Origin of the sequence: Nocardiopsis gilva YIM 90087 (assembly GCF_002263495.1) — a bacterium.
In the GTDB taxonomy this organism is placed as follows: domain Bacteria; phylum Actinomycetota; class Actinomycetes; order Streptosporangiales; family Streptosporangiaceae; genus Nocardiopsis_C; species Nocardiopsis_C gilva.
Genome location: NZ_CP022753.1, coordinates 265220 through 284872, shown reverse-complemented (window position 1 = coordinate 284872; position 19653 = coordinate 265220). Strand labels below are relative to the sequence as shown.

Annotated in this window: 22 protein-coding genes; 10 read left to right on the top strand and 12 right to left on the bottom strand. The window is 69.9% G+C overall.

The genetic code is table 11. The annotated features are described in order from the left end of the window. Positions 1-122 precede the first annotated feature (122 nt). The 3 genes from CDO52_RS01605 to CDO52_RS01595 all read right to left on the bottom strand — a co-directional run bounded on the left by CDO52_RS01605 (position 123) and on the right by CDO52_RS01595 (position 3931). Positions 123-968 carry a polysaccharide lyase family protein gene (locus tag CDO52_RS01605; protein WP_026126135.1) on the bottom strand — a complete coding sequence of 282 codons (846 nt, stop codon included), beginning with the start codon at positions 966-968 and terminating at the stop codon, positions 123-125. Then, on the bottom strand, positions 965-2572 hold the full coding sequence (locus tag CDO52_RS01600) for an alkaline phosphatase D family protein (protein WP_026126134.1): 1608 nt from the start codon (positions 2570-2572) through the stop codon (positions 965-967). The genes CDO52_RS01605 and CDO52_RS01600 overlap by 4 nt, the downstream gene beginning before the upstream one ends. Before the next feature lie 222 nt (positions 2573-2794). Next, positions 2795-3931, bottom strand: a complete 1137-nt coding sequence (locus CDO52_RS01595; RefSeq protein ID WP_232524363.1) for an alkene reductase — start codon at positions 3929-3931, stop codon at positions 2795-2797. Positions 3932-3967: 36 nt separating this feature from the next. Between CDO52_RS01595 and CDO52_RS01590 the strand changes: the two genes are divergently transcribed. From CDO52_RS01590 to CDO52_RS01570, 5 genes are all read left to right on the top strand, one after another. Continuing rightward, entirely contained in the window at positions 3968-4336 is a 369-nt protein-coding gene (locus tag CDO52_RS01590; RefSeq protein ID WP_017620503.1) for a MerR family transcriptional regulator, read from the top strand. A gap of 114 nt (positions 4337-4450) precedes the next feature. Then, on the top strand, positions 4451-4801 hold the full coding sequence (locus CDO52_RS01585) for a YbaB/EbfC family nucleoid-associated protein (protein WP_017620502.1): 351 nt from the start codon (positions 4451-4453) through the stop codon (positions 4799-4801). 98 nt (positions 4802-4899) lie between these two features. Beyond that, complete coding sequence (recR, locus tag CDO52_RS01580; RefSeq protein WP_017620501.1) at positions 4900-5499, top strand: recombination mediator RecR; 600 nt, start codon at positions 4900-4902, stop codon at positions 5497-5499. Between the two features lie 242 nt (positions 5500-5741). After that, complete coding sequence (locus tag CDO52_RS01575) at positions 5742-7013, top strand: aspartate kinase (protein ID WP_026126132.1); 1272 nt, start codon at positions 5742-5744, stop codon at positions 7011-7013. Next, positions 7010-8071: an aspartate-semialdehyde dehydrogenase gene (locus CDO52_RS01570; protein WP_017620499.1), complete on the top strand. Its 1062-nt coding sequence runs from the start codon at positions 7010-7012 to the stop codon at positions 8069-8071. Before CDO52_RS01575 ends, CDO52_RS01570 begins: the two co-directional genes overlap by 4 nt. Positions 8072-8242: 171 nt before the next feature. Here the strand turns inward: CDO52_RS01570 and CDO52_RS01565 are convergent, their stop codons facing one another. From CDO52_RS01565 to CDO52_RS01540, 7 genes are all read right to left on the bottom strand, one after another. After that, positions 8243-8974: a GntR family transcriptional regulator gene (locus tag CDO52_RS01565; RefSeq protein WP_017620498.1), complete on the bottom strand. Its 732-nt coding sequence runs from the start codon at positions 8972-8974 to the stop codon at positions 8243-8245. Positions 8975-8976: 2 nt separating this feature from the next. Continuing rightward, the gene (locus tag CDO52_RS01560) at positions 8977-10770 is read right to left on the bottom strand and encodes a prolyl oligopeptidase family serine peptidase (RefSeq protein WP_094932170.1); all 1794 of its coding nucleotides are present in this window, start codon (positions 10768-10770) and stop codon (positions 8977-8979) included. A gap of 334 nt (positions 10771-11104) precedes the next feature. After that, positions 11105-11974 carry a M56 family metallopeptidase gene (locus CDO52_RS01555; RefSeq protein ID WP_157745371.1) on the bottom strand — a complete coding sequence of 290 codons (870 nt, stop codon included), beginning with the start codon at positions 11972-11974 and terminating at the stop codon, positions 11105-11107. After that, complete coding sequence (locus CDO52_RS01550; RefSeq protein WP_017620495.1) at positions 11967-12347, bottom strand: BlaI/MecI/CopY family transcriptional regulator; 381 nt, start codon at positions 12345-12347, stop codon at positions 11967-11969. Before CDO52_RS01550 ends, CDO52_RS01555 begins: the two co-directional genes overlap by 8 nt. Positions 12348-12436: 89 nt before the next feature. Then, on the bottom strand, positions 12437-13090 hold the full coding sequence (locus tag CDO52_RS01545; protein ID WP_017620494.1) for a class I SAM-dependent methyltransferase: 654 nt from the start codon (positions 13088-13090) through the stop codon (positions 12437-12439). A gap of 111 nt (positions 13091-13201) precedes the next feature. Next, positions 13202-13348 (bottom strand): hypothetical protein, encoded by a 147-nt coding sequence (locus tag CDO52_RS27065; RefSeq protein ID WP_157745366.1) that lies wholly within the window; start codon positions 13346-13348, stop codon positions 13202-13204. A gap of 156 nt (positions 13349-13504) precedes the next feature. After that, the gene (locus CDO52_RS01540) at positions 13505-13768 is read right to left on the bottom strand and encodes an SHOCT domain-containing protein (RefSeq protein ID WP_017620493.1); all 264 of its coding nucleotides are present in this window, start codon (positions 13766-13768) and stop codon (positions 13505-13507) included. Positions 13769-14184: 416 nt separating this feature from the next. Here CDO52_RS01540 and CDO52_RS01535 point away from each other — a divergent pair, with 416 nt between their 5' ends. Then, entirely contained in the window at positions 14185-14547 is a 363-nt protein-coding gene (locus CDO52_RS01535) for a hypothetical protein (RefSeq protein WP_152471796.1), read from the top strand. A 176-nt stretch (positions 14548-14723) separates the two neighbouring features. On the opposite strand, the gene CDO52_RS01530 is transcribed toward CDO52_RS01535, so the two are convergent. After that, the gene (locus CDO52_RS01530) at positions 14724-15083 is read right to left on the bottom strand and encodes a hypothetical protein (protein WP_017620491.1); all 360 of its coding nucleotides are present in this window, start codon (positions 15081-15083) and stop codon (positions 14724-14726) included. Positions 15084-15444: 361 nt separating this feature from the next. Here CDO52_RS01530 and CDO52_RS01525 point away from each other — a divergent pair, with 361 nt between their 5' ends. The 4 genes from CDO52_RS01525 to CDO52_RS01510 all read left to right on the top strand — a co-directional run bounded on the left by CDO52_RS01525 (position 15445) and on the right by CDO52_RS01510 (position 18823). Next, on the top strand, positions 15445-15861 hold the full coding sequence (locus CDO52_RS01525) for a TIGR03668 family PPOX class F420-dependent oxidoreductase (protein ID WP_017620490.1): 417 nt from the start codon (positions 15445-15447) through the stop codon (positions 15859-15861). Positions 15862-16021: 160 nt separating this feature from the next. Further along, positions 16022-16273, top strand: coding sequence for a hypothetical protein (locus tag CDO52_RS01520; RefSeq protein ID WP_232524362.1), 252 nt, complete (start codon positions 16022-16024; stop codon positions 16271-16273). Next, on the top strand, positions 16270-16755 hold the full coding sequence (locus CDO52_RS01515) for a hypothetical protein (RefSeq protein WP_026126130.1): 486 nt from the start codon (positions 16270-16272) through the stop codon (positions 16753-16755). Before CDO52_RS01520 ends, CDO52_RS01515 begins: the two co-directional genes overlap by 4 nt. 817 nt (positions 16756-17572) lie before the next feature. Beyond that, positions 17573-18823 carry an MFS transporter gene (locus tag CDO52_RS01510; protein WP_017620486.1) on the top strand — a complete coding sequence of 417 codons (1251 nt, stop codon included), beginning with the start codon at positions 17573-17575 and terminating at the stop codon, positions 18821-18823. A 102-nt stretch (positions 18824-18925) separates the two neighbouring features. Here CDO52_RS01510 and CDO52_RS01505 read toward each other — a convergent pair whose 3' ends face one another. Continuing rightward, positions 18926-19429, bottom strand: coding sequence for an NUDIX hydrolase (locus CDO52_RS01505; RefSeq protein ID WP_017620485.1), 504 nt, complete (start codon positions 19427-19429; stop codon positions 18926-18928). Between the last annotated feature and the right edge of the window lie 224 nt (positions 19430-19653).

Genomic DNA, 19653 nt, shown 5'->3' with positions numbered 1-19653 from the left:
CTTCCGATTCGGTGGTCGATAGGGCGGGGAGCGCGGTGCCACCGGTCACGGTTGTCCCCGGACATCGAGGGGTTGAATCGGGCATGTGTGCCGTCTGCGGGCGGAGGAGAACGGCGCGGTGCTCACCGCTCCAGCTCGAACACCCCGACCGCGTCGTAGGCGTGCCAGGACCCCGTCGTCTTGGTGATGTCGATGGCGTTCTCCCCAGCGGCGAAGCGCTGAGCCGGGAGCCGCAGCTCGACGAAGGAGGGGACCAGCGCCGTGCCGGGCACGGTGGCGTCGCCCTCCAGGGAGCCGCGGGTGGCCCCGCCTTCGAACTCCACCTCGGTGACCTCGGCCCCGTTGACCGCGAGCGTCGCGGTCCCGGCCAGGGTGGCGTGCGTGTCGATCAGCCAGATCACGAACCCGGGGTCGGCCGTCGGCGCGTAGGCCATGTCGAACCGCAGCCGGAACGTGTGCGCCCGATGCCCGGCCCACCGGTCGCGCGGGCCCGGGTGCAGGTAGCACCAGTCCGTGGCCGGGTCGCTCTGTCCGTGCCGGAAGTCGACGCCATCGGGGAACGTCGACAGGTAGTCGGGCTGGCCGCGGTCGGGGGCCAGCGCCAGCTCCAGACTCTTCGAGTCGAACTCTCCCACCTGCGCGAACGGGCGCCCGCGCATGGTCATCGACTCGGTCGACACCCCGCGCACCAGCCGCGAGGGGCGGCTGCGCCGTCCCGCCGCGTCGACCGTGACGATCCGATAGTGGCGCGTCTCCGCCCGCGGCCCGAGCGTGTCGTGCGTGAAGCGCCCGTAGACGGTCTTGCCGATGAGCGTCTCTGGCGTCAGCTCGACTTCGGGGTCCTCCGACATATGGATCGCGAAGTGGTCGACCAGCGGATCCCATCCGGGGAGCTTCCACGACAGGTCGATCGCGCCGACGCGTCCCTGGGCGGCGATCCGGGTCACGGGCATGGGGGGTCTGCTCACGGGCGTCCTCCGCCGATCGGTTCGAGGCCGGGTCGGCCCTCCTCGGTGACGAACCTGGCCACGGTACTCACGGTCCCTGAGTCGTCGGCCTCGATCTGGTCGATCACCTTGAAGTCCGACGTGACTTCGCTCGGGGTCATCTGCAGTTGAACATAGCCGCGCCGGGCGTTGTAGAGCTTGACATGGTCGTTGCCCAGCCAGATGGGGGCGAAATGGTCCCGGTCCGACCCGTTGCCGTCCGAGGACACCGACGTGGTGATCAGCTCGGTGCCGATGGTGGCGGAGTCCGGGTCGTCGAAGTCCTCCTTGAGCTCGGCGGCCGCGTGCCGGTGGATGTCGCCGGTCAGCACAAGGGGGTTGGACACGTCGTACTCGGTCAGGGTGTCGAGCAGCCGCTGGCGGTTGGCGGGGAAGCCGTCCCACTGGTCCATGCTGAACTCCAGGCCCGGCCCGGTGTCGCGGTCGATGAGGGCCATCACCACCTGCTGGGCCAGCACGTTCCAGGTGGCGTCGCTGCGTCTCAGCCCCTTGTAGAGCCACTCCTCCTGCTGGGTGCCCAGGATGCTGCGTTCCGGGTCGGTGCGGTCCCCGCCGGGAGCGCCTCCGTCGGCCGGGACGTTGTCGCGGTACTGGCGCGTGTCCAGGACGTTGAACTCGGCGAGGCGGCCGAAGCGCAGCCGGCGGTAGAGCCGCATGTCCGGGCCCTTGGGCAGGGACGCGGCGCGCAGCGGCTGGTTCTCGTACCAGGCGCGGTAGGCCACGGCCCGGCGCCGGAGGAAGTCCTCCTGGGACACCCCGTACTGGGAGTGCGCGTCGGCGTAGTTGTTCTCCACCTCGTGGTCGTCGGTGGTCACCGCCCAGGGCGCCGCGGCGTGCGCGGCCTGCAGGTGGGGGTCGGTCTTGGTGAGGGCGTACCGCAGCCGGTACTGCTCCAGGGTGAGGACGGCCGCGGCGTGCGCCTCGCTGAGCTCGGGGGCGCCCTGCCGGAGCCGGTTGGCCGAGGTGATCCCGTACTCGTAGATGTAGTCGCCGAGGAACAGCAGCAGGTCGAGGTCCTGCTCGGCGATGTCGCGGTAGGCCGTGTAGTGGCCGTGGTACCAGGCCTGGCAGGAGGTGATGGCCAGGGAGAGGGAGGAGACGCTGGCGCCGGGCGCGGGCGCGGTCTTGGTGCGGCCCACCGGGCTGATCTCGCCTCCGGTGCGGAACCGGTAGAAGTACTCGCGCCCGGGCTCCAGCCCCGCCACCTCGGGGTGCACGGCGTGCGCGAGGTCGGGGGTGGCCACGGCGCTGCCGCGCCGGACGACGTCGCGGAAGCGGTCGTCGGTGGCCACCTCGTACTCGACGGTGTAGTCGTGGGCGGGCATGCCCCCGTGGCCGTCTTCGGCCAGCGGGTCGGGGGCCAGGCGGGTCCAGAGGACCACGCCGTCGGGGGTCGGGTCTCCGGAGGCCACGCCCAGGGAGAACGGGTTGTCCGGAACCGGGCGGTCGATGGGGGCGGCATGCCCGGCCACGTTGCTGCCGAGCACGAAAGCCGCGGTGCTGATGCCAGTCAGTGCGAGGAAACTGCGCCGGTCGGGGGTGGGGAGGCGATGGGGTCGGACCATGCGGACCATATGTCGAATCCGTCCACTCGAACGGTCAGTGCTCATCGATCCTCAGACGCGCGCCTTGACCCCATATAGATACCAAGTGATGACGGAGTGGATTTCGGTTCAACGGGTCTCCGCAGGTGGGTGCGATGGCCCACACTGGGTCCGACCTGCTCAAATGAGCGGGGGCGGAGCCGCGTGGACGCCATTTCGGCCCCGCCCCGGCCGGGCGTGTCGCTACCCGGCCACGACCTCTCGCGCGGCGGGGTAGTCGATGTAGCCGCGCGGCCCCGAGGTGTAGTGGAAGTTCTTCTCCCGGATCGGCGCCCACGCGATCCCGGCCGCGACGCGCTCCGGAAGGTCGGGGTTGGAGATGAACGGTCGGCCGACCGACACGAGGTCGGCCCGCCGGTCCCGGATCAGCCGCTCCGCCGATTCCCGGGTCGTCGCCTCGTGTTCACCCGTGTTGCCGATGAGCGTTCCCCTCCACCGCGGCCGCAGGTCGTCCAGGGCGGGGTAGTCGGGGTTGTCGGTCACGTGCAGGTAGGCCAGGCCCAACGGGTCGACGGCCGACAGCAGGGCGCGGTAGACGGGCGCCGGGTCGGCCTCGGTGATCTCGTTCTCCGGGTTGCCCGGTGCGATGCGCAGGCCGACGCGGTCCGCGCCGACGGCGTCGGCCACGGCCTCGGTGAGCTCGACGACGAACCGGGCGTGTGCGGTCGGGCTTCCGCCGTAGGCGTCGTCACGCAGGTTGGTGTTGTCGGCGAGGAACTGGTGCGGCAGGTAGCTGTTGGCGCTGTGGATCTCCACGCCGTCGAACCCGGCGCGGAGGGCGGCGCGCGCCGCCGCGGCGTGGTCGTCGATCGCGGCGCGGATGTCGGCGGTGGTCATGGCCCGCGGCATGACGGGGTCGATCTTGCCGTCGAGGGTGTGCAGCGGGCGGGTGAGCGGCACCGCCGAGGGGGCCTCGGGCTGACCGCCGTCGATCCGGTTGTCCGGGTGCCCGTTGCGCCCGGCGTGCATGATCTGCGCGAAGATCCGGCCGCCCGCCGCGTGCACGGCCGCGGTGACCGGTGTCCACCCGGCGACCTGTTCCTCGCTGAACAGGCCGGGCTCGGTGAGGTACTGCTGGCCGCGGACGCTCGGCGAGATGCCCTCGGAGACGATCAGCCCGGCACTGGCGCGCTGCGCGTAGTACTGCGCCATGATGGGCTGCGGCACGCCGCTGGTGTCGGCCCGCAGCCGGGTCATGGGGGCCATGACGATGCGGTTGGGGAGCTCGGTTCCGGCGAGGTCCGCGCTGGTCAGTAGGGGGCTGGGGACGCCGTGGGCGGGGGTGTCGATGTCCATGTGCGGCAGCCTAGAATCTGACATCCATGTCAGGTTCAACCCAATGTGTCGGAGGTCATAGTGCGCATCGGGGAGCTGGCGCGCCGCACCGGCGTCAGTGAGCGGTCACTGCGCTACTACGAGGAGCAGGGCCTGCTGGCGGCACGCCGCACCGCCGGCGGCCACCGCGAGTACTCCGAGGAGGCGGTGGAGCGCGTCGATCGCATCCAGTGCCTGTACGCCGCCGGGCTGTCCAGCGCCGGGATCTATGATCTGCTGCCCTGCCTGTACGCCCAGGAGCGCGGCGACCCCGCCCCCGACCTGCTGGATACCCTCGCCCAGGAGCGCGAGCGCATCTCGGGGATGATCGATCGGCTTATCGCCTCGCGCGACCACCTCGACGACGTCATCGCGTCCGCCTCGACGCGCCCGCGCACCAGCGCGGACTGACGGCGCGCACCACGCCCTGTCGCGACCGCCCCACCTCTTCTGCGCGAGCGGATACGCTCGCAAGAGTCGGCACATGACGCAAGGAGATGTTGGCAAGTGAACCCTGGCGGCGGAATGGACATGCAGGCGCTGCTGCAGCAGGCCCAGCAGATGCAGCAGCAGCTCATGGAGGCCCAGCAGCAGCTCGACGAAGCCCAGGTCGAGGGCACCTCGGGCGGCGGGCTGGTCACCGTGAAGGTGAGCGGCCGCGGTTCGGTCGAGGACATCACCATCGACCCTAAGGCGATCGACCCCGACGACGCCGGCGAGACGGCGCAGACCATCGCCGACCTTGTCCTCGCGGCCATCCGCGACGCCGAGTCCGCGGTCGAGGAACTGCAGCAGGAGAAGATGGGCCCGCTCGCCGAAGGCCTGGGCGGTGGCGGCATGCCCGGCGGCGGCATGCCCGGCCTCCCCGGCTTCTAGGCACCCGCTGGCGTCTCCGGCGGCCGGTGCGGGTGTGAGATCTTTCGCGCGGCTCGACTACGGTAGAGGCCGAGAGATCGACGAGTGAGTGGTAGGCGATGTACGAAGGCGCTGTTCAGAATCTGATCGACGAGCTCGGGCGGCTGCCCGGCGTCGGTCCGAAAAGCGCGCAGCGCATCGCCTTCCATCTGCTCGCCGCCGAGACCGCCGACGTCAAGCGCCTCGCCAACGCGCTCGTCGAGGTCAAGGACCGGGTGCGGTTCTGCGAGGTGTGCGGCAACGTCTCCGAGGAGACCGAGTGCCGCATCTGCCGCGACCCGCGGCGCGACTCCGCCGTCATCTGCGTGGTGGAGGAGTCCAAGGACGTCGTGGCGATCGAGCGGACGCGCGAGTTCCGCGGTCGCTACCACGTGCTCGGCGGCGCCATCAGCCCGATCGAGGGCGTCGGCCCGGACGACCTGCGCATCAAGGAGTTGATGACGCGGCTGTCCGACGGCCAGGTCACCGAGCTGATCCTGGCGACCGACCCCAACCTGGAGGGCGAGGCCACCGCCACCTACCTCGCGCGCCTCGTCAAACCCATGGGGCTGAAAGTCACCCGCCTGGCCAGCGGCCTGCCCGTCGGCGGCGACCTGGAGTACGCCGATGAGGTCACGCTGGGTCGGGCGTTCGAGGGGCGCCGGAACCTGGAGTTCTGAGCCGTCGTCCGGAACCGCCCCACGCGGCCCAGAGCCCCTCTCAGCGGCGCGAACCGCCGCGCTCCGCGGCGCATCGTACACGTCTGGACGATGAGTCCGAAAAAAAGTTGGAGTATCGGCCCGTTTGCCGGGTACGACCCCATCTCGGTGCCTTTCGCCGCAGGTGAGAGGGCATCCGATGAAACCTGATAGCTACACTTCTGGTTGATTACCTTGATCCCAACTCCTCAGGAGCAACGACCGTGGCTCTAATCGTGCAGAAGTACGGCGGGTCCTCCGTCGCTGACGCAGACGCCATCAAGCGCGTAGCCCAGCGGATCGTCGCTCAGAAAAAAGCGGGATATGACGTGGTCGTCGTGGTCTCTGCCATGGGCGACACTACCGATGAGCTCCTCGACCTCGCCGAGCAGGTCTCCCCCGTTCCCCCCGGGCGCGAGATGGACATGCTGCTGACCGCCGGTGAGCGCATGTCCATGGCCCTGGTCGCGATGGCGATCGGGAACCTGGGTTATGAGGCCCGATCCTTCACCGGCTCGCAGGCCGGAGTCATCACCACGTCCCTGCACGGCAACGCCAAGATCATAGATGTCACCCCGGGCCGGATCCAGGAGGCTCTGGACGAGGGGTCGATCTGCATCGTCGCCGGGTTCCAGGGCGTCGCGCAGGACAGCAAGGACATCACCACGCTGGGCCGCGGCGGTTCCGACACCACGGCCGTTGCCCTCGCGGCGGCGCTGAACGCCGACGCGTGCGAGATCTACAGCGACGTCGACGGCGTGTTCACCGCCGACCCGCGCATCGTGCCGTCCGCTCGCCGCATCCCGCAGGTCTCCTACGAGGAGATGCTGGAGATGGCCGCCACCGGCACCAAGATCCTGCACCTGCGGTGCGTGGAGTACGCGCGGCGGTACAACATCCCGCTGCACGTGCGCTCGTCGTTCAGTCAGAAGCCCGGTACCTGGGTCGTCTCAGAAGTTGAGGAAACCGAAGGCATGGAACAACCGATCATCTCCGGCGTCTCGCACGACCGCAGCGAGGCCAAGATCACGGTCGTCGGCGTTCCCGACAAGGTCGGCGAGGCCGCGACGATCTTCACCGCCCTGGCGGACGCCGAGATCAACATCGACATGATCGTGCAGAACGTGTCGGCGGCCTCCACCGCGCGCACCGACATCTCCTTCACCGTGCCGATGGACTTCGGCCAGACCGCGATGACGGCGCTGAAGAAGGTCCAGGAGAAGGTCGGCTTCGAGGGGCTGCGCTACGACGACCAGATCGGCAAGGTGTCCCTGGTCGGCGCGGGCATGCGCTCCTACCCGGGCGTCACCTCGCGGTTCTTCGACGCGATCGCGCGCTCCGGCACCAACATCGAGATGATCTCCACCTCGGAGATCCGCATCTCGGTCATCGTGGAGCAGGACCAGATCGACACGGCGGTCGCGGCCGCCCACAGTGAGTTCGAACTCGACGCCGACCAGGTCGAGGCCGTCGTCTACGGAGGTACCGGCCGATGAGCAACCGTCTTCCCACCCTCGCCATCGTCGGTGCCACCGGTGCCGTGGGCACCGTCATGCTCGACATCCTCTCCACCCGGGAGAACGTGTGGGGCGAGATCCGGCTGATCGCCTCCCCGCGCTCGGCCGGCAAGCGCCTCACCGTCCGCGGTGAGGAGGTCGAGGTCCAAGCGCTGGCGCCGGAGGTCTTCGACGGTGTCGACGTCGCGATGTTCGACGTCCCCGACGAGGTGTCCAAGCAGTGGGCGCCGATCGCCGCCGAGCGCGGCGCGGTGGCCGTGGACAACTCCGGCGCGTTCCGGATGGACCCCGATGTCCCGCTCGTCGTGCCCGAGGTCAACGCCGATCAGACGCGCAACCGCCCGCGCGGCATCATCAGCAACCCGAACTGCACCACGCTGTCGATGATCGTCGCCATGGGCGCGCTGCACCGCGCCTACGGTCTGACCGACCTGGTGGTGTCCTCCTACCAGGCGGCCTCGGGCGCCGGCCAGGAGGGCATCGACACCCTGCACGACCAGATCGAGAAGGCCGCCACCGACCGCACCCTGGGCAGCCGCGCCGGTGACGTGCGCGCCGCCGTGGGCGAGCTGGGGCCGTTCCCGGCGCCGCTCGCGATGAACGTAGTGCCGTGGGCCGGGTCGCTCAAGGACGACGGCTACTCCTCGGAGGAGCTGAAGGTCCGCAACGAGTCGCGGAAGATCCTCGGCCTGCCGGAGCTGCGGGTTTCGGCCACCTGCGTCCGCGTCCCCGTGGTCACCACCCACGCGCTCGCCGTGCACGCCACCTTCGCCCAGGAGGTGGACGCCGCCGCGGCCCGCGAGGCGCTGGCCTCCGCGCCGGGCGTGGTGGTGCAGGACGACCCGGCCGCGGGCGAGTTCCCGACCCCGGCCGACGTCGTGGGCACCGACCCGACCTGGGTCGGCCGTATCCGCCGCTCGCTCGACGACCCGGCGTCGCTCGACCTGTTCCTGTGCGGCGACAACCTGCGCAAGGGCGCCGCTCTGAACACCGCCCAGATCGCGGAGGTCGTGGCCCAGGAGTTCATCCAGGGCTAGGCGATCCCGCCCGACTCGGGCGGTCAACGACGGCGGCCGGGGTTCTCCGGGAGGGGGAGCCCCGGCCGCCGTCGTGCTTTCCCCCACTCTCCCTCTGCGATGACCACGGAAACTCCGTCGGAAAACCGCCGAAATCGACACAATCCCCGTGCTCATCGCGAAAACGGTCCGTCAGCGCCCCTTCCTCGGCGTACGGGCGAGACTGAGCCGGTACAGCAGGCGGCAGTGGTCGACCGAGCCCACCAGGTCGGAGGTCTCCACCGGGCGCTGCCCGTTGTAGTGGGTGCGCTCCACCACCAGGACCGGGAGGCCGGCGGCGAGCTGGAGCATGGAGGCCTCGGGTTCGCGTAACGGGCGCACGCCGACCTCCTCCACCACCCGGTCGATGATCACCCCGGCCGCCCCGAGGCGGTCGAGCACGCTGGTCCCCGGCTCGGCGTCGGCAGGAGTGCGCAGCGTGCCGTGGGTGAGCAGCATCGGCTCCCAGGCGGTGTGCAGGGCGACGGGTACGCCGTCGGTCAGCCCCAGGCAGCGGGTGCGGTACACCGCGTCGCCGTCGCGGATGGCGAGTCGGCGCGAGACCAGGTCGCACGCCTTCTCGGTGACCGTGTCGATATCGCGGCGGTACAGCGGTTCCACGCCCGACCCCGAGGAGCGGTCGGTGCGCGAGAAGCGGTGGATCTGCGGCACGGACCGGACGTAGTAGCCGGAGCCGGGCCGGGCCTCCACCAGCCCCTCGCTGACGAGCAGGCGCAGGGCGTGCCGGGACACCTGCTCGCTCACCTCATACGAGCGGGCCAGCCGGGACCGCGATGGGAGCCGGGTACCGGGGGTCAGCTCGCCGTTGAGGATGGGCGTGCGTAGCTGGTCCGCCAGCCACAGATAGCGCGGTTGCCCTGGCATAGCTATGCGGTCCTCGGGGACGGCCCTTCCGTGCGGGTTCCGGTGAATCTCTGCGCGAAATCCAGTTCGGCCGACATATGGCGGATCTGCTCCTCCACGACGAACGAGCCGTGCCCGGCGTCGAACCGGTAGACCTCGTGCGGCTTGCCGAGCTCGGCGAGGCGGGTGATGTAGTTGTCGATCTGCCGGATGGGGCAGCGAGGGTCGTTCTCTCCCGCGAGGATGAGCACGGGAGCCGATACGTTCTCCACGTAGGTGATGGGCGAGGAGCGGCGGTACAGGTCGGGGACCTCGTCGGGCGAGCCCCCGAACATCGAGCGGTCGAAGGCGCACAGCGCCTCCATCTGGTCGGCATACGAGGTGACGTAGTCGGCGATCGGCATCGCGGCGATGCCCAGGCTCCAGTCCTCGGGGTACACGCCCAGGCCGAGGAGGGTGAGGTAGCCGCCCCAGGAGCCGCCCTCCAGCACCAGGCGGTCGGGGTCGGCCAGGCCGGAGGCCACCGACCAGTCGCGGACCGCCTTGATGTCCTCCAGCTCGGTCAGGCCGACGCGGCTCTCCAGGGCGTCGCGCCAGGCGGTGCCGTAGCCCGTGGAGCCGCGGTAGTTGACGCGGACGACGGCGAATCCGTGGTCGACCCAGGCGGCGACGTCGGGGGCGAAGGCGTCGACGTCATGGGACTCGGGGCCGCCGTGCACGATGAAGACGGTGGGCACGGGGGCGGCGGCGTCGGCCGGGACGGACACGAGCGCGTGGATGTCGCCGCCCGGGCCGGGGACGGTGACGTCGCGGACGGGCACGGAGGACGGTGCGGTGGGGCCGGGCGGGGCCAGGACGGTGGTGCCGGTGGTGTCGCGGACCACCGGCGGGTGCTCGGAGCTGGACCAGGAGTACTCGACCGTGCCGTCGGGGCGGGCCGCGGCCGCGGAGACCAGGCCGCGGGGGATGTCCAGCGGGGTCGTCGCGCCGGTGGCGAGGTCGTGGCGGTGGACGCGGCTGCGTGCCCGGTGGTCCTGGGCGATCAGCAGGGAGCCGCCGTCGGGCGTCCACCCGGCGGAGAGTTCGCCGGGCAGGTCGAGGCGGATCTCCTGCTCGGTGCCGGAGAGGGGGTCCCAGATCAGCGGTTCCACACGGTCGTAGCGTTCGTGCAGCACCAGCAGCCGGTGGCCGTCGGGGGCGAAGCCCACGGGGGTGAGGTCGCGGCCGGGGCCGTCCCACAGGTCGGCGACGGTCTCGGTGGTGCCGTCGTGGAGGAGGCGCAGGACCCGCACGGCCATGTGGCGGCTGTCGCCGTGCTCGCTGTGGCCGATGGCGAAGAGGGACTCGTCGCGCGAGAGGTCGGAGATCCAGCCCTCCTGGCGGTGGGAGTAGACGGTGCGCGGCTGCGTGCCGGGTCGGCTGAGGTGGACGCTGAAGCCGTCGTCCGTGGAGCGGCCGACGAGGGCGAGCCCGGACGCGCCGAGCGCGAGGCCGCCGATGTAGGAGGAGGGGAGTCCGGGGACGGCCGGGGCGTCGGGGCCGCCTCGGAACGGCTGCCGCCGCCAGACGCCGAACTCGTCGCCGTCGGTGTCGTCGAACCACCAGACCCAGGTCCCGGTGGGGTCGAGCGTGCCCGACATCGTGCCGTGGTGGCGCTTGGTCACCTGGCACTGCTCGCCGGTGGCCCGGTCCCAGGTGTAGATCTCCCAGGTGCCGCTGGCGTTGCTGCGGAACATCGAATGGTCAGGGGCTTCTCTGGCCCAGGATGGGAGACTGACCCTGCTCGCACGGAACCGATCTTGCCAACGCTCGCCCATGATCCCCAGTAAAGCAGCGGAGTTCCCTGGAATGGGCGCGAATGGACGAGCGAACTTGGCCACTCCTGGACGCATGAGGACGCATGAGATCGTGTGTCGACCTCGACGGGAAGAAGCTCTCACCCTCCGGTTAGCCAGGGAAAACCTGTGGGCGATTGTCAAGGGGATGCGGCAGTGTCACGGCATGCACGATTCGTTCCCCACCGTCCCGTGGACTCCGCCAGGGCGAGGGGGAACAGCAGTACCGCGGTCGCGCCCCCTCGCGCAGGGTGGCGACCTCACCCCGCCATCCCCGGGTGTCGGCTCGTAACCCCCTTGGGGCATCCGCGTTGCTTCACATCGCGCATCCGCACAGCTGCATCATGAGGATGTACGCCTGGACGCCGATCGCGGCCACGACCGTCGCGCTCGCCGCACCCACCGCCGTCGAGTGGATCGGAGCGGCGGGGCGGGGATTCGACGCCGGACTCCAGCTGGCCGATCCGGGCGTCCAACGGCTCGCCGGGGCTTTGAGCGGCCATCGGCGCGGCCGGTCCCGCCGCCAGGCCGGGGGCGTGGCGCTGCGCAACAGGGCACCGACCACCGGGCGCACGCCGCAGGCCGCCACCGCGGACCGGTCGGCGGCCAGCTCGCGGCCGCGGGTGAAGCGCGCCGACAGATCGCGCAGCGGTGGCAGGTAGAGGCCGCGGCTCGTCGCGAGCCGCGCCAGGAGGGTCTTCAGCGGATCGCGTCCGCGAACGTGGGCGGCCTCGTGGGCGAGCACCGCCGCCACCTCACCGGGTTCCAGGTTGTCGAGGAGGGAGCGGCTCACCGCGACTCGCGGGCGCAGCATGCCGAAGGTGAACGCGTACGGGCGGGGTTCGTCGACGACCACGACCCGGTCGGCCAGACCGTGCCGGGCGGCGACGGCGGCGAGCCCGCCGTCGGCCGGGCGGGAGCGTCCGCGTACTGCCGCGCGCAGCGCGCGGTCGTCGCGGCGTGACTGGAACGCGCGGCGGGCGGTCGCGACCGTGCTCGCGGCGAGCAGAGCGGCGGCGAGGACCGCCGGTAGGTACTGGCCGTCGGACCACAGCACGGCCGGGCCAGCGTCGGCCACCCGGACCGCGATCAGGTGCACGAGGCAGTAGGCGGACGCCGCGAGGACCGCCCGTAGCGTCAGCACCGAGCCGACCAGCAAGATGAACGGGCGGCGGCCGCTATCCACCGGCTCTGCCCTCATCCGGCCGGGCGTCCAGCAGCCGCCGCAGTCGCCCGAGCTGCTCGGGGTCCGCCCCGACCTGCTCGACGAAATGCGCGATGGCGGCGTCGCCATGGTCGGTGAGCACCGACCGCACGGCCAGCGCCGCGGGGTCGCGCCCGGCCGGCCGATAGGAGTAGCCGCGCCCGGCCGCCTCGCGCAGCACGGCGCCCTTGTCCGCGAGCCGGGCGAGCGTGGTCATCACGGTCGTGTAGGCGAGCGTGCGGTGGCGGCCCTCGTTCACCGCGTCGAGAACTTCGCGCACCGTCATAGGGGCGCCCTGGTCCCACAAGACCTTCATGACGGCCGCTTCCAGCCCTCCCGGCGACGCCTTGGCCACGCGGTCTCCTCCTCCGGTCTCCGAGGGCGAGATCTCCTACTACACGAGGATAGTGGCCGGGGCGTCGACGGCGACCGTCCAGTGCCGGGTCAGGTGGGCCGACGGGCGGCGAGGCGTTCGACCATCCCGCCCTTGGTGCGCTCGCTCTCTTCGATCTCGAACCCCTGGGCGCGCACGGCGGGCAGCGGCCGACGGGTCATCTGCTCACCGGTGCCCGGATTGAGCAGGTTCATGAGCCCCTGCACGCTGATCAGGAACCAGCGCAACGGCGCCAATGTCGGGCGTACGTGGTCGAGTAGGAGGAGGGAACCGCCGGGGCGCACGACGCGGTGCATCTCCGCGATGACGGCCTCCATATCCGGTACTGAGCACAGCGACAGCGTGCACACCACGGTGTCGAAGGAAGCGTCGGCGTAGGGCAGCCGCTGCGCGTCACCCTCGCGAAGGTCGGCGTCGATGCCCAGGTCGCGGGCGCGACGACGCGCGATGGCGAGCATCTCGGCGCTGAGGTCGATGCCGGACAGCTCGGTGCCGGGCGGGTAGAGGGGAAGGTTGCGCCCGGTCCCGACCGCGACTTCGAGGGTGCGCCCGCGGACGCGGGAGCACACCCACTCCCGGCCGCCGACGAAGATCACGCGTTCGAAGGTGCTCATCGCCCGGTCGTATCCGCGGGCCTGCCGGTCCCAGTGGCGGCGGATCCGGTTCAGTGCGACGTCCTCCGCCCGGTGTTCGCGCTTGCCCATGCCCCTCCCCTTTCTCCTGGCGTCCTCTCTTTCTACTACATGATTGTAGTTGTTACTACGAACGAATAGTAGATGGCGGCGGTCGGCCGCCGTGCGACGGTGGCCTCGCCGTCACCGAACCGCTCGAGCATCGTCGTCTTCGTCGGGGGCAGTGGCCGCCGGGGTCGGGGCCGCCGCTGGCGCTGGACCCTCGCCGGAGGCGTGTTTCTTCTCGGACTTCTCCAGGTCGGTGATCTGGGCCAAGCCGGGCTGGTACATCAGTCCCCCCTGGAAGTAGAGGAGGACGATCTCGCCCGCGCCGGTTGAGGACCTCGCGCACCAGAAGCGGACAATCGGTCGCCCACACGACTTCCGTGATTCCGTGATCGCGCCCTCAAGGTCACCGAACCGCTGGACCGGCCCAGCCTCCGGTAGCTACTCCATGTCGATCTTGCGCTGCAGGTATTCCTCGCGGTCGATCTCCCCCGCTGCGTACCTGCGCCGCAGCTCGACCTGGGCGGGGTCCTCCGCGACCTGCGGGACGTTGTCGTCGCGCCTCGCCAGGGACCGGCCCAGCCATACTCCGCCGGCCACGGCGAGGGCGATCACGACGGCCAGAACGAACAGCATGCCGATCATCATCGAGCCCATCATGTCCATGCCTCCCATCACGCCGGTCGCCCCGCCCATCGAGCACATGACACCGTTTCCTCTCTGTGGACGGGGCGCCACTCGTGGCCGCCCGGCCCCGTGCCGGTTTCCTACCCCGAGTAACCGGTGCTCGGTCGCCTCCGCCTGCGTCGATGTCGCGCCGGTGCCGCCCCTGTCCGTGCCGCACGGCAGCCTCTGCCTTTTTACCTATGCGCCTAAGGTCATTAGGTGATATTGCGTGGCGCACGGTACCTTTTCGGTTTTCGCACGTCATCCGCCGTCCCGTGCCCGGGCGGTCAGCGTTCGGCGGACTTGAGACAGTGGCGCTCAGGAGCGGGCGAGAAGGCGGAATCGGGTCGCGCGAACGGCTTCGTCACGGCGGCTCGCCGCCGTAGCCTGACCTCTGATAACTGTGGGCAGTCGATTGCCACCTCGGAGCCACCCGACCGTCCGTGGGGTGAGCCGTGGCGACGCTGACTTGGAGCGTGATGGTGGAACAGCTGACGTTGGCCGAGCACGCGTGGAGCGTGATCCGAAAGGAGGCCGAACGCCGGGGCGTCCGCTTGGAGCTGGACGATGAGGTGCCGGACTATATCCCTGAGCGCGCCCGTCTGTGGGCCTGCAAGGTGACGGGCAAGGGATGGTGCCTGTTCACCGCCGTGGACTCGGCCGACGTGGTCACCCTGCCATCGCAGCGCGAGTTCCTGCCCGCGCGTGGTGTTCTGGCGGGCAACTGGCGTGTCACGGCCGGCACAGGCTCGGTGCACCTGGCAACGGGCGGACGGACACCTGGGACCGACGACCCGCGAGCGGTCTTCGCCATGTGACAGGAGTGGCGCGGACGGTGGGAGGGGGCGCTGACGATCCTCGCGCTTCCCCATGGCTCGACAGGCCGGAGGGGTGGGCGCCGCACGCGGCGCCCACCCCTCCGGTTTCCCTGCCCCTTGCAGGTCTGCTCGATTCTCCTTGGAAGTCGCCCCCGATATTGTGACTTCCGTCAGTGCTAGGCGAGGCAGCCCTTGCTGAGGCCCTTGAACGTCCCGGAAAGCCCTTGGCGGTACTTCTTGCTGCCCTTCTTGTGGGCCGGGACCTTCAGGCAGTGGATATTCTGGCCGGAGGCGTCGGCCATGTTCACCGTGACGCGCACCGAGTGCGAGCAGTGGTTGTTGTAGTAAACAGTCGTACTGACAGTTCCCTCGTTGTACGAGAAGTTCGCCCGCGCTTTCGTGGAACCATTGCAGCCGAACGAGAACCGCACGGTGCCTTTGGTCGCCGCCTCCGCAGCGGATGCAGGGGTAGCTGCGAACATGGTGGTGGCGGTCGCCGCGATAATTCCGGCAGCAGCCATCTTCTTCAGCATCATGTGATCTCCGACTTCGATGCGCTGTCCCCACCGGACAGCGTGAGAAAAGCCGGCCGTCGGCGTTTCATCCCAGCGCGGGACAGCAGCCGGTCCTCGGCCGTTCCGGTCACAAGCTAACGGCGGGCCCTGCTCGTGTGAAGACGACTTCGGTGCTTTTCGGCTGTGGCCGAATAACCCCGTGTGGGATACGACACAAGATGCCGCTGGATCCTAATGCGTGTCACCTGAATCAGTAGCGGGAATGGGAGAAAACTACAGAGGGCAGGCCCACTCGCCTTCCCTTGCCGGAACGATGCGGGTCGGCGGCGTCAGGCGGCCGCCACGGCCGGGCACCACGGGCTGAGAAGGGAGGCTGCCCCGGATGAGGTGGAGCGCGGAACAGGCGCGGCGACAGTTCGCGACGAGCCGTGTCGCGCGCCTGGCCACGGCCGACACCGCCGGGCGGCCGCACCTCGTTCCGGTCACCTTTGCCGCCTACGGAGACACGGTCGCGACCGCCATCGACAGCAAGCCGAAGTCCACCCGCGCCCTCAAGCGGCTCCGCAACATCGCGGAGAACCCCCGGGTGTCGCTGCTCGTGGACGACTACAGCGATGACTGGGACCACCTGTGGTGGGCCCGCGCGGACGGGGATGCGCGTATCGAGTACACCGGACCGCAGTGGAACGAGGCCCGGGACCGGCTCGTCGCCAAGTACCCGCAGTACCGGGACACCCCGCCGACGGACGCCATCATCCTGGTGGCGGTCGCCAGCTGGTCAGGGTGGTCGTCCCAGTAGCCGGACATCCGGAGAAACGCTGCCGATGGATGAATCGACGGCGCTGCTGTACGTCTCGTAATACACGTATTACGATCGCCGTATGGGGAAAGTACGGATCAGCATCAGCCTCGAACCGAGCCAGGCCGAGCGCGTCAGATCGCACGCGGAACGTGCGGGGATGGACGTGTCCGCGTACCTGGTGAACGCCGCGACTCGGCAGATGGCGGAGACAGAAGCGGCGGAAGCTGGCTTCGCGGGGATCGACGCGGTCATCGCCGATGCCATGGCTCAGGCGGACCACTATGGGCCCGCGGATGACACCGACGTGGCCGCGCTGACCGAAGACGAACAGCGCGACGTGGACGACGCCATGCGGTTGGTTTATGGCCAGGATGAGGACGCAGGTCGTCATCGGGGAGACGTCGCTTGAGTGTCCGTGTCCCCGTGTACGACACCGGGATGCTCATCGCACTGGCCGCCCGGAAAGCGAAGGCCATTCAGATGCACCGCAGCCTGGATGGCACCCCGCATCGACCGATCGTGCCGGGACCCGTGCTGGCACAGATGTGGCGCCCGGATCCGGCGACGGTACACGCCTTGAGCACGGTGCTGAAGGAGTCTGTCGTGCCCCAAGCCCGCTCGTCTCCCCCGGCACTGCGGCCTACGTCCGCTGGGCAGGCGCAGTGCATCGCGTGCGCGACTGCTCCTGACATGGCCGACTGGCGACGCATCGGCGGGGTGTTGGGCACGGCGAGTCTCCCCCCGAAGAAGCGGCCCGACGTGGTGGACGCCCTCGTTGCCTGGACTGCCGTGAAGCACCAGGGGGCGGTGGTGTTCACCAGTGACCCCGAGGACCTGGCCGCTTACCTGGAGACGTTCGGGGCCGAAGACGTCCACCTGATCTCGGTGTGAAGAGGGGCCGGGTGCCGGAGCCGATCCCTGGCGCGTTGCCGTGCCGCCGTGAGGTGGTGAGAGGGACAGCTCCGCTGAGGCACCCGTCTCAGAGGTCCTGGCGCGTCACGGCCACGCCGTCGGTTTCCAGCAGCCGTTGGACGAGAACCGGGTCGAAGTCGGTGAGGCCAGAGTTCGCCGAAGGTCTCCCCTTGTCCTCCAACAAATCCCCGCGTAATGACGTGCCGATCACCAACGACCCCGAGTTCGCTCCATCCCGGCAGCGTACGCGGGGCCGTCCATCGGTGGGCCCAGCGCGGCCGAGGCGGTCGGAATTCCCTCTGTGCTTGCCGGACGTGGCCACCACTCCGCACATTGGGAAGGCGTATGGGACTGCACGCTCTCCAAATCCCCTTTTAGCGGGCAGGGCGGTAGTGCGCATCGTGGAATCCTCCGTGCCTGGAGACTAGGCCCCCATAATAGACGGCAGTGGAAGCGTGACGTATTTCACGAAATAATTCCACGGTCATTACCCTGCCAGGGGCATTAGGAGCGCTCTATCAGCAACCAGATTCCTTCTATTGACTGCCTGGTCCTGCCCATGCCACCCTCACTTTTTGGATTATTGATCGCCGGGCGGAATGGGTGGCGCCCCTGCTTCACCATGGGCGTCGCACTCTCATTTTGAAACGAAATTCAGGTGCTCGCGCTCGGAAGAATTGGATCGGCAGCCCCGGTCCGATTCGGCGTCGGAGGCGACGAGGGGCGCCGGTCTGCGGGGCGGCATCGACCGGCTCCCTCTTTCGACGCAGTCCACACAAGGCGCTCAGGGGGATGGATGAAGAAGACTGAAGACAGGGTGTGGGAGACGTCCCGAACCGCGGCGGGTGCGTCGGCGCGGTTGCCGGTGCGCCAGTTGCTGGCGCTGACCACGGCCGGGTTCCTGGCCATCGTCACCGAGACGATGCCGGCCGGGCTGCTTCCCCGGATCGGTGCCGGCCTCGGGGTCAGCGAGGGCCTGGCCGGGCAGTTCATCACCGTCTACGCGATCGGCTCCGTGGTAGCCGCGATCCCGGTCATCGCCGCCACCCGCGGAGTCCGCCGCAGACCACTCCTGCTCTGCGGCGTCATCGGGCTGCTGGTGTTCAACTCCCTCACCGCGCTCTCCGGCACCTACGTGCTCTCCCTGGTCGGTCGGCTGGGAGCCGGTATGTCCTCGGGGGTGATCTGGGGGCTGCTCTCCGGCTACACCCGCCGCCTGGTCCCCCTCCACCAGCAGGGGCGTGCGCTGGCCGTCATGGGTGTGGGCCAGCCCATCGCCCTGTGCTTCGGCGTTCCCCTCGGCACCGCCCTGGGCGCCCTGGTCGGATGGCGAGGCGTCTTCTGGACCATGTCGGTCGCCGCTCTGCTCCTGGGCCTGTGGATCCGGCTGCTGCTGCCCGACTTCCCCGGCCAGAAGGCCGCCGACCGCCAGCCCATCGCACGCACTTTCACCACCCCCGGCGTCCGGCCCGTCCTGGCGGTGATGTTCCTGTGGATCCTGGCCCACAACATCCTCTACACCTACATCGCCCCCTTCGCCTCCCAGGCGGGGCTGTCCGCACGCGTGGACGTGCTGCTGGCGGCGTTCGGCCTGGCGGCGATCGTCGGCATCTGGCTCACCGGAATCTGGACCGACCGGCACCTGCGCGCCCTCACCCTGGGCAGCCTGGTGCTCTTCACGGCCTCGGCCGCGCTGCTGGGGGCCGTGGGCGGACACGCCTGGGCCGTCTTCGCGGGCGTGGCGACCTGGGGACTGGCGTTCGGCGGCGCGCCCACCCTCCTGCAGACCGCGCTGGCCGACGCCGCTGGGGAGGCGGCCGACGTGGCGCAGTCGATGTTCGTCACCTTCTTCAACCTCGCCGTGGCCGGCGGCGGACTGCTCGGCGGCGTGCTGCTGGAAGGCGCCGGAACGGGCGCGCTTCCCTGGAGCCTGGTCGCTCTGGCCCTGGCCGCCGTGACGATCACCGCGGCCTTCCGCACCCACGCCTTCGTCCCGGGCCCTCGCGGCCTGCGGCAGGGCGCCAGCGCCGCGCAGCAGAGCCCTTGAGGACCGAGGTTTCCGGAGGGGCCAGGTGCTGGGGCCGATCCCTGGAGCGTTGCCGTGCCGCCGTGAGGTGGTGAGAGGGATAGCTTCGCTGAGGCACCCGTCTTAGAGGTCCTGGCGCGTCACGGCCACGCCGTCGGTTTCCAGCAGCCGTTGGACGAGAGCCGGGTCGAAGTCGGCGAGGCCCGCGTCGTTGAGGATCCGCATGTGGGTGGGGTGCGGAAGGATGTCGTGGGGATGGGCCTGGCCGACCTCCGCGACGTCGGTCGGGTTCGGGACGAAGCCGTCGGTGACCGTGCAGGGTTGGAGGGCGCGGTAGACGTGGAGGCGGAAGCGGTAGGGCAGGCCGTCGGTGCGTCCGTGGACGTCGTAGATGCCGGTGGGAGCGAGGGGGCCCGGGCGGACGCCGGCGCTGGTTTCGGCTTCGCGGCGGGCGGCCTGTTCGGCGCTCTCACCGGGGCCGATGGGGCCCGCAGGGAGTGACCAGTGCCCCGTGTGTACGCCACTGTTCAGGAGCACGAAGGTCAGGGTCCAGTCCGGTCCAGGGACGATGGCTGCGGAGGCCATGGTCGGTTCGGCCCCGGCCGGTTGGTGAGAGGCGATCATCATACGGGCTCTCTATCTGGTCGGCGCGGATGCGGACGGCCGTTTCGGTGATCGGGGAGTCACCATCGGTCGTGGCCGTTCGAGAGTCAGCCTGACGCATGCGGCGGCCTGTCGGCCACTGGGGCGCGGAGACGGGAAGCCAACCGTGATCTTGCCGGAAGACCGGCGGTCGCGCGAACGCACGCGTACACGTGCATGTTTCACGTGGAACTCGGGCCGTTGACCAG